We start from the raw sequence: 16,249 nt of genomic DNA on the forward strand, positions 1-16,249 counted from the left end.
GATTTTATATTCCTTATTTATTCTAATGTTCTTTTAAAAATATATGCCCCAGCCCTGACAGTCCCGAGGATTCAGAGAAAATCCTTCTGCTTTTTTCTTTAAAAAGAAGAAGACTGGAACGGACAGCGGGATTATGCTTCTTATTTAAAAGCAAATTCCAAATTTTAAATTCCAAATCATTGTGAGAGGCTTCGACTTCGCTCAGCCTGACGGATTTTTTTACTATTAGTACATAAGTAGAAAAAATAAACCCGACAGGTTTTAAGACCTGTCGGGTTGTATGAATACTTTAATTTATAATTTAATCGAAACGAATCGCTTTTACTGGAGATATTTTGGTTATTATGTATGATGGTATTAATAATACCAAAAAACAAATAGCAATAGTTAGTAAATTCAATAAAAGTATATAAATCCAATTTAGATAAACTGGAGCTTGATTTACATAGTAATTTTCAGGATTAAGCTGAATTATTCCAAAGTGCTGCTGGATTAATAAAATTGAAATCCCAATTAAATTTCCCCAGAATAATCCGCGAAGGATTAAATAGAATGCATTGTAAAGAAATATTTTGCGAACTGTCCAATTATTTGCTCCCATCGATTTTAAAATTCCAATCATTTGAGTTCTCTCTAGAATAAGTACTAATAAAGCAACAACCATATTGATTGTAGCCACTAGAATCATTACTGCCAAGATGATTACGATATTGAAATCAAACAACTGAAGCCAATCAAAAATATAACTATACTTTTCTATAATGGTTTTGGTATCTAGATTCGAAGACGTCTGCTCATAAATCTGATCACCTGCAGATTTTATATCGTTAAAGTCTTTTACAAAAACTTCAAATGCTCCAATTTGATCCTCATTCCATTTATTGATTCTCTGAATATGACGAATATCTCCTATTATATATGTTGCATCGAAATCCTGGAACCCCGAATTAAATATGGCCGAAATTTTGAATCGACGACTATTAGGAAGTTTTCCCTGCTCTTCTTTAATAAAGAATGTATTGAATTGATCTCCTACTTTTAAATTTAATCGATCTGCCAGAAATCTAGAAATAATAACATCTTCATTTAATGCTTTTGAAAAATCAGGCAGTTTTCCTTCTACAATGTATTCATTAATATTATTCCAATCATAATCGGCACCTACTCCTTTAAACACAATTCCTTCAAATGCATTTTCAGTTCGAATAATTCCTGCCTTACTTGCTATTGCCTGAATATGGCTAACTTCTGGAACTGATTTAAAATTTGGATAAAAATCTTGTTTCTTTGAAATTGGAATTATAGTAACTTCAGAATTATTATTATCATAATTAGAAATTATAATCTGTCCGTTAAATGCCGAAACTTTATCACGGATTTTCTTCTGCAATCCTATTCCAGTTGCAACCGAAACAATCATCATAATAATTCCTATTGCAATTGCAGAAATAGCAATTTTTATTATGGGAGCTGAAATACTGCTTTTGTAGTTTTTGGCAGTAATAAGTCTTGTAGCTATAAAATATTCTAAATTCAAATTACAAATGTTTCTTTAATTATTACAACTATTCCTTTTTCAAAAGTACATCTTAAAAAGAGAAAACTAGATTCTCTTGAAAACAATTACCATTTTTTTTAATTCTACTACAACGGAATTTTCTTTTTCATCTCTTCTACTATATTAAATGCTGCTGGACAAATTTCAACGTTTTTTAATGTTAAGTGAGATATTTGATGAAACTTATTTCTATCAGTATGTGGAAATTCTCTACAGGCTTTTGGGCGAACATCATAAATCATACAATAGTTTTCGCTATCCAGAAAAGTACAAGGAACGCTTTGTAAAACATAATCTTTGTCTTCATCAATTCGAAGATATTGCTCAATAAACTGCTGTGGCTTTTGTCTTAAGTGTTTTGAGATACGCTCAATGTCAGCCAAAGTAAATAATGGGCCTGTTGTTTTACAACAATTAGCGCATTTCAAACAATCGGTTCTTTTAAATTCTGCATTGTGCAAATCCTGCATAATGTAATCTAAATTCTTCGGCTGTTTCTTTTTGAGCTTATCGAAATACTTTTTATTCTCGATATGCTTATCTTTGGCTAACTTACTTAAGTTATTTAAAATCTGTTTCAAGTTTAGAATTTAAAGTTGATCTGCAAAATTAAACAACTTTAAACTTGAAACCTTAAACTTTGAAATAAAAACAATGAAAGATCTTTTTGGAAAAGCGATATTTGATTTCTATACCAATAATTCGCCTGAAGATATTACTACAGAAACTTCGATTTCTGAAGAAGATGAAATGAGCATTGAATATCTTTTTCGCTCTTATAATGAAATGCCATTAATTGAACAAAAAGCACTCCAGCTGGCAAAAGGAAAAACACTCGATGTTGGTTGCGGAGCAGGAAGCCATGCCCTCTCACTACAAAATGAACGTAATTTAGATGTAACCGCAATTGATATTTCGGAAAAAGCAATCGAAACTTGTCTTCTTAGAGGAATTAAAAATGCTAAAGTTGAAAACATTTTAGATTTTGAAGGTGAAAAATTTGATACCATTTTACTTCTAATGAACGGAACTGGAATTTTTGGTAAATTAAAGGACTGCAATAAATATCTTGGAAAATTAAAATCGCTTCTAAATCCTGACGGACAAATTTTAATTGACAGCTCCGATATCATTTATATGTTTGATGAGGATGAAGATGGCGGTAAATGGATACCTTCTGAAAATGATTATTATGGAGAACTTGTTTTTAATTTAAGTTACAAAAACGAAAAAGAAGAAGCTTTTAATTGGTTATATTTAGATTATAACACACTTCAAAATGCTGCGATTGCGAATGGATTAAATTGTGAGCTGATTCTCGAAGGTGAACATTACGATTATTTAGCTAAACTTTCTATTTAAAAAATAAACCAATTAAAATATGACCGAATTAGATTTAGAAAAATTAAAATATCCGATTGGAAAATTTATAACTCCTAATGATTACTCTGTAACATATCTTTCAGAAAAAATTGAAGAAATAGAAAGTTTCCCAAAGAGATTACAAAATGAAACACTTCATTTAACCGACGAACAATTAGACACGCCATATCGTCCAGACGGATGGACAGTGAGACAAGTTATACATCATTGTGCAGAAAGTCATATGAATTGTTACATTCGAATTAAATGGGCTTTAACAGAAAACAATCCAGTGATTAAAGCTTATGATGAAGTTCTTTGGTCTGAATTGAATGACAATCTAACGATGCCAATACAGCCAACACTTGATTTATTGAAAGGACTTCATTTTAGATTAGCTTATATAATGAAAAATTTATCAGAATCTGATTTGGAGAAAACTTTTGTTCATCCTTCAGATAATTCAGAAAATAAAATCAAAAAGATTATCGGATCATATGCTTGGCATGGGAATCATCATTTAGCACATATTACAACTTTAAAAAAATATAAAAACTGGAAATAACACAAAATGTATATCATTTATACATTTGTTTACTTCATGTATACAAAAATCCTCTTCATATGAAGAGGATTTTTGTTATGGTATATTTAAATATTTATGTGTTTGTAATGAAACTCTCCATTTCGGATTATTCATAACATAGTCAACAATAAGAGGAGTCATTTCCTCTTTTTTACTCCATTCTGGCTGAAGGAATAGGATTGCATCATCATTTACTAATTCTGCCTGCTCTTCCGCAAAAATAAAATCGTGTTTATTGTAAATAATCACCTTTAATTCATGAGCATTATCATAAACAGTCTGAGTTGGTAATTTATTCTTTTTCGGAGAAAGACAGATCCAATCCCATGTTCCAGATAATTCAAAAGCGCCTGAAGTTTCTATATGAACTTTTAAGTTTTTTTCTTTTAAGCGTTCTGTCAAAAGCGTCATATCCCAAGATAAAGGCTCACCTCCAGTTACAACAACCGTATCAGCATATTTTGCTGCATTTTCAACAATTAAATCAATACTTGTTGGCGGATGAATTGCTGCATTCCAGCTTTCTTTTACATCACACCAATGACATCCCACATCACATCCTCCAATTCTAATAAAATAAGCAGCTCTGCCTGTATGCGCGCCTTCACCTTGAATGGTATAAAATTCCTCCATCAAAGGAAGCATTGCTCCTTTATTTACTTCTAATTGTATTTCTTTTGGTAACATTTTATTATTTTAAGAATGCAAAGATAGTCAATAATATACGGAACAAAAAAACCGATAGTTTATTGAACTATCGGTTTTCTATTTATTTAAAAAAATCTAGATTATTTTAAAGATTTTATTGATTGTGCAGCGTAAGTATTTGCTGGATCTAAAACTAAAGTTTTATTAAAATACTCCAAAGCTTTTACTTTATCAGTATTTGCATAAGCAGCTCCGATTGCATTGTAAGCCTCAACGATTTTTTTAGCCGTTGCAGGTTTAGCCACTTCCTCTGCACCTTTTGCTGTAATTTTAGTTACGTATTCTTCATAGTTTTTGATAATCAAATCATCTTTGTCTAATGCACTATTGATTCTTCCTTTGTACAAATAAGCCTCATCGTATGTTGGAGACGCTTCAAGAACTTTATCAAACGTAGCATTTGCTTTTTCTAAAGCAACTTTATCACGGCTTTCTAGAGGTTTACCAGCATTACCATAGTAAACAGAAATTCCATAATAAACAGCATCATCCAAATAATTTTTAGATTCTTTATTATTTGCTCCCAGTTCAAAAATAGATGCTGCTTGATTATATTGTTTTTTACCAAACAATTCTTTTCCAAAATCAGCAAATTCCTCAACTACTAAAGGCTCTAATTCAATTGCTTTTTTAATATCTGCTAAACCTGCATCAAACGCAGCTTGATCAATTGTACCATCTGCAGCAGTTCCTTTTTTAATTTTTGCTAACCCTAAATAATAGTAATCTCTTCCAATTACTTTATTTCCTGGAGCTTTAATGAAATCTTCGATAGATTTGATAGCTACATCAACGTTACCATTTTCGTAAGCAGCATATCCTAAATATCTGTAAATTCTAGGATTAACTTTATCTTGTGCAATCATTTTGTTTGCAACAGTTTCTAACTGTTTGTAATCCTTCACTAAGATTAAGAAATCTGCATGACGCATTTTAGAATCTAGAGAATAATCAGTTAAACTTAAATATTTCTCGTAGTTTGTAATTGCATTTTGCAAATTAACTTTAGCAGTAGAAGGTTTGTTTCTTGCCCATTTGTAATACGTTTCAGCAAGTTCTCTGTAAACTGGTCCGTAATTAGCATCTAATGCAATAACTTCATTGAAAGATTTAATTGCCTCATCATATGATTTAGCACCTTTTAATAAAACTCCTAACTGCATTTTTGCTCTTAGTAAAGTATTGTCAGCTGTAAAAGCATCACGATAAGCTTTATAAGCATCATTTTGATTATTAGATCCATAATATGCATCACCAATAGCTAAAAGTGCTTGAGCATTTTGAGGATCAACTAGTAAAGCACGTTTTAAAACGTCAACAGCACTTTTATAATCAGGATTATCAGAATTCATGTAAGCTCTAGCGATATAAATAAACTCATTTACATCCTTTTTCTTCATGTCTTTAGTTGCTAAAGCAAAATTAGCCTGAGCTGCAGCTGCATTTTTAGCATCTAAATCTAATTGTCCTAAACCAATGTAGTTTAAGTTTTTCTTATCCGAAGCTTGTAATCCATTATTATAATAGATTTTAGCAGAGTCTACAACAGATTGATTTAAATAAACATTTCCTAAAACAAAATTTGCTTCACCATCTGAAGGTTTAGATTTGATGATTGATTTAAGGATTGTTTTTGCCTTATCAAATTGTTCTGCATCAATCGCTTTTTTTGCTTGGTTGATGTCTTGCGCTGTTGCCGCAGTCGCCGAAGCTACTAATGCAAGACTAAAAATTTTAAATTTATTCATCTTTATCGTAATTAATTTATTCGTTATCTTTTATAATTTCATTCCTTATTTTAAGTTTACGCCCAGGAGTCTTGTATGGCAATAATCCTGACTTCAAAACTATACGTTGACCAATATCTCCGGCTACAAATGAAGCAAATCCCATTCCTAAACCTGAATAGCCTTGACAATTGATAATAAACAAATCACGTGCCAAAGGATATTTCCCTAATGCTAAGTCATCTTGAGTCGGACTATAATATTTATCACTATTTAATCCTTTTACACTTAAAACATTTATTTTCTTGATGACCTCCGTCATATCAGGTGTCGGCTGATACAACCAGTTAACACCAATAACACCCACCATTCCCTCATTCTCAGAAACAAATTTGATTACTTCATTATTTGTTTTAAAAGAAAAAACTCCTGTCTTAGGAACTTCATTAACTTTCGCTAATTCTTTCATATAGCGAACTGTACTTGAATTAGGATTATCAAAAACTAATCCCTTGATTTTAGAATCTGGCTTTCCTTGTATAAAATCGATTACACTTTTCAACGCAATTAGTGTATCATTATTGTTTTTGCTGGAAATAAATGCAATCGCATCGTGCGCAAAAGGTGTGACACGCGGATTAATTTTGCTTTTTTCAAAACGAGCTTTTTCTTCTCTTGTTAAATCTCTGGTCGTTATCGCGACTTTAGCTTTTTGATTCAACAAATCATTTATTACTTCTGCTTCTGACTTTGGTTTAACTGTAATTTTTGCCTCATAGTAAGTGCCTTCAAAAACAGCCACCTGATCGTCTACTATTTGTTTAACTGTTTCATCGACAGCAACATCAAGCGATCCTTTTAAAATGGTTTCTTTTTCAGCTTCACTCTTGTTTTTTTGGTTACACATGGCAAACAAAAAGACAAAAATAACCAAACCTAAAGCCTTACTATATTTCAACATAATTATTCTTCTTTTGAATTAATTAATCTTAAAAATCTTATTCCCGAATATACAATCAATAATCCACCGAAAGCATATCTATATTTTGGCTCCATGTTAAGCGGCAGCTTTTTCCAAAACATAATCATTAAACCGAGTACAAGATAAATTAAAAAAAACAGTATTCCTAAAACAAGAAGAAATCGCTCTTTGAGCGATTTCTTCTGAATATTATTAAGCATATCTTTTAACATTATTCTGCAGATTGAATAGTAATAGGTAGAGAGTATAGTACCCTAACTTTTTTACCATTTTGCTCGCCAGGAGTCCATTTTGGACATTTTTTAAGAACACGAATTGCTTCTGCTCCTGTACCGTAACCGATATCCCTTAAAACTTTAATGTCGGTTAATGAACCGTCTTTTTCAACTACAAACGTAACGTAAACTTTACCTTTAAGACCTTCTTCTTCTGGAGTTTTATAATTGTTTCCTACGAATTTGTAGAATTTATCAATTCCTCCTGGAAAATCTGGTTTTACTTCGATACCTGCTGTATTATATACAGTGTTATCTTCTTGTACAACCTCTGATACTGGTCCTTTACCAACTGGTTCATCAACAGTTAAAACTGCATCTGGATCTCCTTTGATAGTTTCAGCACCAACTTTTTTATCTTTCAAATCCACAATTTTTGGTGGATCTTCAGTAACTTCCTCTGCCTTCGCAACCACTGGTTTTACGAATTTAACTTGATCCACTTTTGGCGGAGGTGGCGGAGGTGGTGGTGTATTTGGTTTAATTTCCTCTTTTTTCTTTGGAGGTAATTTTACCGTTGCAATCTTAATATCGTTGTTTACTTCCTCTTCAGAAGAATCAGGTAAGAAACTTGCAATAAGAGGGGCAGCAACTGCGAAGCTAAAAATAAGTGAACCGATCACAAGTGCTTTCACAGTTGTTTTACCGTTCGATTTTCTCAGCTCGTATGCTCCATATATCTTATTACGTCCTTCGAATACGATATCAAGCCACTGATTTTTTATAATATCTAATTTCATATCTCTTGATTTTTAAGTTGATAAAACTTAAGATTGCTCTTATTTTTTATCTATCAATTTCGTTTCCTCTGGTGAAAACTCAGGAACAATAGCATAAGTATCTACTCCTGAAATTGCCATCTCATCCAATATATCAACCAAATTACGGTAATTTGATTTTTTAGTTGGTTTAATGATCACTATGATACCGTTTTTAGGTTTCCCTAAAGCAGCAGAATAAGCTAAAACATTCTTTTTCTGTTTTAATAATTCTCTACGAATACCATCTTTACCATAAGTTATGTCTTTTGGTCCTACTTTAGGACTAGCCAATAACCCCATGTAATAAACCATTTTATTGTCTCCACCTAACATTACTGTCATAGTACGATTTTCATCCACTTTGGTATCAACTTTCGGTTTATTAGGATCATCGTCTTTATCTGGCAACGACAAATCCATCGATTGTGGTTTTGACAACGAAGTGGTCAACATAAAGAATGTGATCAATAAGAATGCCAAATCCACCATAGCCGTTAAATCGACTTTAGAATTCTGTTTTTTGCTTCTTACTTTACCACCTTTACCACCGCCACCGTCGCCGGTATTTAATTCAGCCATTTTAGTGTATATTTTTTAATTAAAAGTCTTTTCCTCTCGTACCTGTAACTAAGTTAAAGGAATTGATTTTCTGATCTTGCAAAATATCCATAATTTTTTTAATTTTTGGATATTCTTCCTTAGCATCTCCTTTAATAGCAATCTGCAATTCTTTATCATCTAAATCAATTGTAGCTCTTCTAGAGATTAAAAGCCATTCTTTTAATTGATTATCTAATGAATCCAAAGGAATTCCAGGTTGATTTGCTTTGGTTCTGTCCGCCGCTTTCATGTCAATGATTTGCTTTAAACCTGTAACTGGCACACCAAAATCGTCCATTAATGCAAATTTGGCTTTATCTTCTTCAGAGAAAGTAATACCATATTTTGCACCAATTCCTTCAAGAGTTCTTTTACGAACCTCTCTACCTTTGATGTCGAAAAATACTTTTCCTTTTCCTACTGTAATAATCGCCAAATCTGTATCTGGCAATTTAGTTTGTACAGTAGATGCTGGAGTATCTACAGGAAGTGCTTCTGGCACTTTAGCAGTAGCGGTCAAAATAAAGAACGTTAGCAAAAGGAATGCAACATCACACATCGCAGTCATATCTGTCGATGTCGACTTTTTTTTCATTTTTATTTTAGCCATTATCTTTTTATTTTATTTTTTTGATATAAATATCAAAAATTAATTATTGTCTTAAACTTCCTCTGAATTTTCTGTAAGTATTCACGATTGTAGTACCAGCCTCATCGATAGAGTAAGTTAAATCGTCAATTTTAGCAGTAAAGAAGTTGTAAGAAACAATTGCTAAGATAGAAGTAGAGATACCTGTTGCAGTGTTGATAAGTGCCTCAGAGATACCTGTTGCAAGAGCAGCTTGGTCAGGAGTACCAGCAGAAGCTAACGCACCAAACGCTTTAATCATACCAGATACAGTTCCTAATAATCCTCCTAATGTACCTAAAGATACTAAAGTAGAGATAATAGTCATGTTTTTCTCTAACATTGGCATTTCTAATGAAGTTGCCTCTTCAATTTCTTTGTGGATTACTTCTGAAGCTTCTTCGCTGTTGAATCCTTCTTTTTTAACATCTTGGTATTTTACCAAAGCAGATTTAATTGCGTTTGCAACTGAACCTTGTTGTTTGTCACATGAAGCGATAGCAGCTTCGATGTTTCCTTCTTTAATACTACCTTGAACACTTTTCATGAATTTGTCAAGATTAGTTTTTCCAGCAGCTTTACCGATAACAATAAATCTTTCAATAGAAAAAACAACAACCATTAAAAACATACCTAATAATACTGGTACGATGAAACCTCCTTTATATACTTGTCCTAATGTATTGATTGGATGTCCTGTTTCTGGATTACCTCCTTCGAAGTTAGCAGAATCCCCCATGATTACTTTCCAAATAAACACCCCTACTAAGATACACGCTACAATAATGATTCCTGTAATCATTCCTCCCCCATTTGAAGTGCTTTCTTTTTTAACTTTAACGTTTGCCATTTTTTTTAATTTTAATAGTTTTAAATAATTTTTATTTTTTAGTTATATTTAACTTGTAGAGGAGCAAATTTATACGTTTAGTTTAAATAAAAAAACTTTTTTTAATTTTATTGACCGAAATTTAACTTCAATTTAAAAAATATCTCATTAAATTGCCACCATCATTTTTTAGATAAAACAAAAAAAAGGTAGATAATTAGAAAAATTACAACGTTTTAGTAAATATTCAAAGATTCCATTGATATCTTCTTAAAAAGCTGCGAATTTTTTTTTTATTAAATTTTCAATCAAAAAAAGCTTTTTCTTACTAAAAAAAACCACAATAAAAATGCCCAAAAACAAAGCAATACTCATATAACCATCTAAATTACAAATAAAAACATGAATAAAAAAGATAATTTTATTGCTGCTATTAACACAGGGTACTCTTCTAAGGGAGATAGCATTATCCTTGGAGGCGCAATGCTTGACGGTGAGCCAATTGCAGAAGCGCATGTGAAAATTCCATTAAAAACTTTAAACCGGCACGGATTAATTGCCGGTGCAACGGGAACAGGAAAAACCAAAACAATCCAGGTATTTTCTGAGCAGCTTTCGAATGCGGGAATTCCCGTTTTAATGATGGATATTAAAGGTGATTTTAGTGGTATTGCTAAAGAAGGAAAAGAAGAGGGTTTTATTACAGAAAGGCATGCAAAAATAAACATACCTTATAATGTAGCTTCATTTCCAGTTGAACTAATGTCTTTGTCTAAACAAAATGGTGTTCGTCTGCGTGCCACGGTTTCTGAATTTGGACCTGTTTTGTTTTCTAGAATATTGGATCTTAATGATACTCAGGCTGGAGTTGTAGCGGTTATATTTAAATATTGTGATGATAACCAAATGCCTTTATTAGATTTAAAAGACATAAAGAAAGTTATCAATTATATCACCGAAGAAGGCAAGGATGAAATTACTGCAAGTTATGGTAAAATTTCAACTGCAACTACTGGTACAATTCTCAGAAAAATAATTGAATTAGAACAACAAGGCGGTGACATATTTTTTGGCGAATTATCATTTGAAACTGATGATTTAATGCGAATTGATGAGAATGGAAAAGGCTACGTAAATATCATCCGCTTGACGGATATTCAGGATAAGCCTAAATTATTTTCTACTTTTATGCTAAGTCTTTTGGCGGAAATTTATCAAAAAATGCCTGAAAAAGGAGATGCAGATCAGCCAGAATTAGTAATTTTTATTGATGAAGCACATTTAATTTTTAACGAAGCAAGTAAGGCTTTATTAGATCAAATTGAAACTATTGTAAAACTTATTCGTTCTAAAGGTGTTGGCGTATATTTTGTAACTCAAAATCCGATGGATGTTCCAAGCGGTGTTTTGGCTCAGTTAGGATTAAAGATTCAGCATGCGCTTAGGGCTTTCACGGCAAATGACCGCCAGGCGATTAAAAAAACAGCGGACAATTACCCAACTTCTGAATTTTATAAAACAGATGAATTACTGACAAGTCTCGGAATTGGAGAAGCTTTGGTTACAGCGCTCAACGAAAAAGGTGTTCCAACTCCGCTTGTTGCGACAATGATGCGTGCGCCACAAAGTCGTATGGATATTTTATCTTCTTCAGAAATTGATGAAATAAACAACAAATCGAAATTGGTTAAAAAGTACGCCGAAGAAATTGACAGAGAAAGTGCTTTTGAAATTCTGAACAAAAAAATAGCCGATGCTACTGAAGCAGCTTCTCAGCAAGAAGAGCAGGCACCAACAAGATCTTCAAAAACAGAACCTAGTACAGCAACTGTTGTTGGCAAATCGGTTTTAAAAGTTGTTACGAGTGCTACTTTTATAAGAGGCGTTTTTGGCGTTTTAAATAAAATCTTTAAGAAATAAACAACTCTTCAATAACAAAAATCAATATCAATTACAAAGTTAAAATTGTAATTGATATTGACATTTTCATTAAAAATTATTTAGATAATAAGTCCAAAATTTTATTTTCAACTTCTGTAGAATTCCAGATATTTTCGATGTTATCTAATTTTAAAACTTCTTCCATAATTCCGTTTTGGAAATCTCCAATTGCCAAAGCTTCTGCGTACGGACGATCACTAAAAGTTACACGGCTGTAAAGCGGAATCCATTTATCTGGATGTTTATCTGAAAATATCTTTTCTATTTTCTTTTGCAATAAGAATTTTTCATCTGCCGTTTTTGTGCTCATTTCCATGAAATTTCGGTATGAAAGTTCTGCAATTGCATCAGCATTTGGTTTACGGGAAATTTGATATTCGGTAAAGATCTTTTTCCAGTCGTCTCCAAATTTCTCTATCATTTCATTTAAAACCGTAATATCTTCAAAACCTGCGTTCATTCCTTGTCCGTAAAATGGAACAATTGCGTGGCAGGCATCTCCGATCAAAGCAATTTTATCTTCGTAAGTCCACGGAAAACATTTCATGGTCACCAAAGTACTGGTTGGATTTTTAAAGAAATCATTGGCCAGTTCTGGAATTACTTCAATAGAATCTGGGAAATTTTTCTCAAAAAAATCTTCTACCATTTTTCGATCAACAAGTGATTCAAAAGAATTTTGACCTTCAAAAGGCATAAATAAAGTACAGGTAAAACTTCCGTCAAGATTAGGAAGCGCAATTAACATGTACTCACCTCTCGGCCAAATATGAAAAGAATTTTTATCTAATTTATGTGTTCCGTCTGCATTTGCGGGAATGTTCAATTCTTTGTAACCCATGTTTAAAAATTCCTGCGAATAATTAAACATACTCTGACGCTGCATTCTGTGGCGGATTCTTGAAAAAGCACCATCTGCACCAAAAACCATATCAAATTTTCGTTCTTCCCACTCTCCTCTTTCGCTTTCGCCAATATGCAGCGTCGCGTCGCTTAAAGTAACATCCCAGACTTTCTGCTCAAAATGAAATTCGGCTCCAGCTTCTTCAGCAAGATCAATCATTTTTCGGTTTAGCTTTCCTCGGGAAATTGAGTATATAGATTCGCCTTCTTGTCCGTAATTCTGAAAATTCAGTTTGTCTACTAGATGAATTGCACGTTTGTCCATCGGAATTGCAATTTCTCTTACCGAATCTCCAACTCCAACTGCATAGAGCGCTTTCCAGCCTCGGTTGGACATTGCCAGATTAATTGAGCGACCAGAAAAATTAATTTTTCGAATATCAGGACTACGATCATAAACATGAACGGTGTGACCAGCTTTTTTAAGATAAATTGCCAGCAGTGATCCTACAAGTCCAGAACCTACAACTGCAATTTTTAGTGAAGTTTGCATCAGGGAAAATCTAATATATAAGAACGTAAAAATAAGTAATAATTACACATAAGCTTTAAAATAAACCAAATATTTGCCCATCAAGTCTAATATTTACTTGGGCATGTCCCTTCGGGCCGGGCTTTCGGCTATATCTTTTATTCCGTTTCTCTTCATAAAAGGATACTGCCTCTATCCCTCATGCGGCATCTATTTTCATAACTAAATCATGTATAATATATTTTATAGATTCCAATGTCAATAAAAATCTTAATTAAAAATACTACTTTAGTATAATTAGAATTATTAAACAAAATATTGGCAAATCGAAAAAAATGAACCTCTACTCAGAACATTACGTAACTCAAAAAACGGAAAGGTTCGTTAATAAAATTTGGTGTCTGGACAACAGCATCGGCGAAGACCTGATCGAAAACAAACTCGTTTTACCAAACGGCTGTTTTAATCTCGCCATTGTAAGCGGAAATGCGATAGAAGTTCATACGAGTAAAAAGAAATACGAGATGAACGAAGGCATTTACTTTTGTTCGCAAATGACCAATAAAGTTTTGGTCAATATCCAGCACAAAACTAAAGTTACAATTATACAGTTTCATGGCTGGACGCTTTCGATGTTTCCGAAATATGATTTAGGCGATTTTACAGATTCTATTGTTCATATTAATGGCGAAGAATTACCTTTTAAAATTCATACTTATTTAGATATTAAAACTTTGCTAGATACAATTAATGTATATTTTGAAGAATTGACTTTTTCAAATCCAGACAAAGATCTAGTTGAAAAAATATGTGAAATCATTAAACTTAATAACGAAGAAATTTCGGTTTCGGAAATTAGCAAAACATTAAATTTATCACAGCGATTACTGCAAATCAAATTTAAGACCGCAACTGGACTTACAATTAAAAAATACATTCAGATTTTGAAGTTCAGAAAATCGGTTGACCAAATGGTGAATTCTGATTTAGAAAAATTAAAACTAACTGATGTCGCTCTTTACAACAAATATTTTGACCAGTCGCATTTTATAAAAAAGTTTAAAGATGTCACCAAAACGACTCCAAAAACGTTCGATCCCGATTCGTATTTTCTTTCTCAAAAAAGATAAGTATTCGCATTTATACAATTTTGCAAATAATGATTGACTTACTTTTGCAAAATCAATCATCATTCATCAATCAAAATGAAAATCAATCACACTTTTTTTCAACTAAAAACTTTTTTAGTTGGAGTACTTCTCATCCAAATTCAAATCGCATTCTCGCAGGAAGAAAAAAGCTCGGCTTTGTACAAGACCATTATGTCAAAAGACAGTCTTCTTTTTAATATTGGCTTTAATACTTGCGACATTAAACAATTTGAGAACTTATACACGGACGATTTTGAGTTTTTTCACGACAAAGACAGTATTTCGGACAAGGCGCTATTTTTAAAAAACTTAAAAAACGGAATTTGTGCAACGCCCCGAAAATACAATTACCGCAGAGAATTAGTTGATGGAAGTACTGAAATTTATCCGCTTTACAAAAAAGGCGTTTTGTATGGCGCCATACAAATGGGCACGCATCGATTTTTTGAAAGCACTGCTGAAAAACCCGAAGAAGCAGGAAGCTTTGCCAAGTTTACTCATCTTTGGCTTTTAAAAAATAAAGAATGGAAATTAGCCCGATCGCTGAGTTACAATCATCAAATGACAAGTTCTACAGCCAATAAAGCTGGCCTTTTTGACAATGTTGAAGAAACAGAAAAATGGCTTAAAGAAAATAATGTTCCCACTTTAGGAATCGGCATTATTACGGATGGTAAACTAAAACAGGTAAAGGTTTTTGGCGAACTTCAAAAAGGTGTTTCGGCACCTTACAATACGATTTGGAATGTCGCATCTTTAACTAAACCGGTTACGGCTGTTGTAACTTTAAAGTTAGTAAGTTCTGGAAAATGGGATTTAGATGAACCTCTTTATAAATATTGGACAGATCCAGATATTGCAAAAAATCCCTATTTAAAATTATTGACGACCAGAATTGTTTTAAGTCATCAGACTGGTTTTCCGAATTGGAGGTCTTTTAATGATTCTAACAAACTGGATTTTAAATTTAAACCTGGAACTCAATATCAATATTCTGGAGAAGGTTTTGAGTATTTACGAAAAGCCTTGGAGAAAAAATTTCACAAAACATTAGATCAGCTGGCTTCAGAATTAATTTTTGAGCCGTTGAAAATGAATGACTCTCAACTTATTTGGAATGATAAAATCGATCTTTTGAGATATGCAATTAATTATGACAACAAAGGAAATGCCTATGAACCAACAAAAAATAAAACTGCCAGTGCCGCAGACGATTTACTAACAACTATTGAAGATTACGGAACATTTTTGTGCAGCGTTATGAACGGTGACGGTTTAAGCAAAAAAGTTTTTGAAGCAATGAAATCACATCAGGTTTCAACAAAAAAAGACAAATACTTTGGTCTGGGTTTTGAAATTTATGATTTAGGAAATGAAAACTATGCTTTATCGCATGGTGGTGCAGACAAAGGTGTTCAGACTATTTTTTTACTGTTGCCAAAAACAAAACATGGATTAGTAATTTTTACCAATGTTGATGACGGCTATAAAATTTATGAAGATATCGTTGTGCATTACCTAGGAAAAAATGGAAGAAAAATAGTCGATATCGAAACGAAATAAAGCCAATATAGACCGTATAAAGAGTAGCTTTTAGTCTATGCTCGAATTCGTTTTTTAAATTAAATGAAAAAAAAATTGATTGATTGTGAAACCAAATCGAAAATCGCTCGTCTAACATTTTAAGACCTTACATTTATTTCAGTAAAAAATCGTAATTTCGACACAAAACACTGAATATCTAATGGTTAGCAGGTTTCAATCAT

At 32.5% G+C, this 16,249-nt stretch carries 16 protein-coding genes; 5 read left to right on the forward strand and 11 right to left on the reverse strand.

Going from position 1 to position 16,249, the window contains the following annotated elements; translation table 11 throughout:
• Window positions 1-301 precede the first annotated feature (301 nt).
• Together EDB96_RS18820 and EDB96_RS18825 are read right to left on the reverse strand one after the other, a co-directional pair.
• A complete protein-coding gene (locus EDB96_RS18820) occupies window positions 302-1,537 on the reverse strand; it encodes an ABC transporter permease (protein WP_057115049.1) in 1,236 nt (411 codons plus the stop codon).
• A 107-nt stretch (window positions 1,538-1,644) separates the two neighbouring features.
• Window positions 1,645-2,139, reverse strand: coding sequence for a YkgJ family cysteine cluster protein (locus EDB96_RS18825; protein ID WP_057115050.1), 495 nt, complete (start codon window positions 2,137-2,139; stop codon window positions 1,645-1,647).
• 73 nt (window positions 2,140-2,212) lie between these two features.
• On the opposite strand from EDB96_RS18825, the gene EDB96_RS18830 reads away from it, so the two are divergent.
• Both EDB96_RS18830 and EDB96_RS18835 read left to right on the forward strand, forming a co-directional pair.
• Entirely contained in the window at window positions 2,213-2,920 is a 708-nt protein-coding gene (locus tag EDB96_RS18830) for a class I SAM-dependent methyltransferase (protein WP_134142569.1), read from the forward strand.
• Window positions 2,921-2,939: 19 nt separating this feature from the next.
• Complete coding sequence (locus tag EDB96_RS18835; protein WP_134142571.1) at window positions 2,940-3,485, forward strand: YfiT family bacillithiol transferase; 546 nt, start codon at window positions 2,940-2,942, stop codon at window positions 3,483-3,485.
• A gap of 75 nt (window positions 3,486-3,560) precedes the next feature.
• Here the strand turns inward: EDB96_RS18835 and EDB96_RS18840 are convergent, their stop codons facing one another.
• The 8 genes from EDB96_RS18840 to EDB96_RS18875 form a co-directional block, all read right to left on the reverse strand.
• Window positions 3,561-4,193 carry a 7-carboxy-7-deazaguanine synthase QueE gene (locus EDB96_RS18840; protein ID WP_057115053.1) on the reverse strand — a complete coding sequence of 211 codons (633 nt, stop codon included), beginning with the start codon at window positions 4,191-4,193 and terminating at the stop codon, window positions 3,561-3,563.
• 101 nt (window positions 4,194-4,294) lie between these two features.
• Window positions 4,295-5,962 carry a tetratricopeptide repeat protein gene (locus EDB96_RS18845; RefSeq protein ID WP_134142572.1) on the reverse strand — a complete coding sequence of 556 codons (1,668 nt, stop codon included), beginning with the start codon at window positions 5,960-5,962 and terminating at the stop codon, window positions 4,295-4,297.
• A 16-nt stretch (window positions 5,963-5,978) separates the two neighbouring features.
• Window positions 5,979-6,902 (reverse strand): PstS family phosphate ABC transporter substrate-binding protein, encoded by a 924-nt coding sequence (locus tag EDB96_RS18850; protein WP_134142573.1) that lies wholly within the window; start codon window positions 6,900-6,902, stop codon window positions 5,979-5,981.
• A gap of 2 nt (window positions 6,903-6,904) precedes the next feature.
• Entirely contained in the window at window positions 6,905-7,135 is a 231-nt protein-coding gene (locus tag EDB96_RS21230; protein WP_057115056.1) for a hypothetical protein, read from the reverse strand.
• Window positions 7,135-7,938 carry an energy transducer TonB gene (locus tag EDB96_RS18860; RefSeq protein WP_057115057.1) on the reverse strand — a complete coding sequence of 268 codons (804 nt, stop codon included), beginning with the start codon at window positions 7,936-7,938 and terminating at the stop codon, window positions 7,135-7,137. The genes EDB96_RS21230 and EDB96_RS18860 overlap by 1 nt, the downstream gene beginning before the upstream one ends.
• 39 nt (window positions 7,939-7,977) lie before the next feature.
• On the reverse strand, window positions 7,978-8,538 hold the full coding sequence (locus tag EDB96_RS18865; protein ID WP_134142574.1) for an ExbD/TolR family protein: 561 nt from the start codon (window positions 8,536-8,538) through the stop codon (window positions 7,978-7,980).
• Between the two features lie 19 nt (window positions 8,539-8,557).
• Window positions 8,558-9,169: an ExbD/TolR family protein gene (locus EDB96_RS18870; RefSeq protein ID WP_134142576.1), complete on the reverse strand. Its 612-nt coding sequence runs from the start codon at window positions 9,167-9,169 to the stop codon at window positions 8,558-8,560.
• A 43-nt stretch (window positions 9,170-9,212) separates the two neighbouring features.
• Window positions 9,213-10,037 carry a MotA/TolQ/ExbB proton channel family protein gene (locus EDB96_RS18875; RefSeq protein ID WP_008464979.1) on the reverse strand — a complete coding sequence of 275 codons (825 nt, stop codon included), beginning with the start codon at window positions 10,035-10,037 and terminating at the stop codon, window positions 9,213-9,215.
• Between the two features lie 381 nt (window positions 10,038-10,418).
• On the opposite strand from EDB96_RS18875, the gene EDB96_RS18880 reads away from it, so the two are divergent.
• The gene (locus EDB96_RS18880) at window positions 10,419-11,936 is read left to right on the forward strand and encodes a helicase HerA-like domain-containing protein (RefSeq protein WP_134142577.1); all 1,518 of its coding nucleotides are present in this window, start codon (window positions 10,419-10,421) and stop codon (window positions 11,934-11,936) included.
• 76 nt (window positions 11,937-12,012) lie between these two features.
• Here the strand turns inward: EDB96_RS18880 and EDB96_RS18885 are convergent, their stop codons facing one another.
• Window positions 12,013-13,353: an FAD-dependent oxidoreductase gene (locus EDB96_RS18885; RefSeq protein WP_134142579.1), complete on the reverse strand. Its 1,341-nt coding sequence runs from the start codon at window positions 13,351-13,353 to the stop codon at window positions 12,013-12,015.
• Window positions 13,354-13,667: 314 nt separating this feature from the next.
• Here EDB96_RS18885 and EDB96_RS18890 point away from each other — a divergent pair, with 314 nt between their 5' ends.
• Both EDB96_RS18890 and EDB96_RS18895 read left to right on the forward strand, forming a co-directional pair.
• Window positions 13,668-14,462 carry a helix-turn-helix domain-containing protein gene (locus EDB96_RS18890; protein WP_057115062.1) on the forward strand — a complete coding sequence of 265 codons (795 nt, stop codon included), beginning with the start codon at window positions 13,668-13,670 and terminating at the stop codon, window positions 14,460-14,462.
• A gap of 75 nt (window positions 14,463-14,537) precedes the next feature.
• A complete protein-coding gene (locus EDB96_RS18895) occupies window positions 14,538-16,046 on the forward strand; it encodes a serine hydrolase (RefSeq protein WP_134142580.1) in 1,509 nt (502 codons plus the stop codon).
• Window positions 16,047-16,249 lie beyond the last annotated feature (203 nt).

This window comes from Flavobacterium sp. S87F.05.LMB.W.Kidney.N (genome assembly GCF_004366435.1).
In the GTDB taxonomy this organism is placed as follows: Bacteria; Bacteroidota; Bacteroidia; order Flavobacteriales; family Flavobacteriaceae; genus Flavobacterium.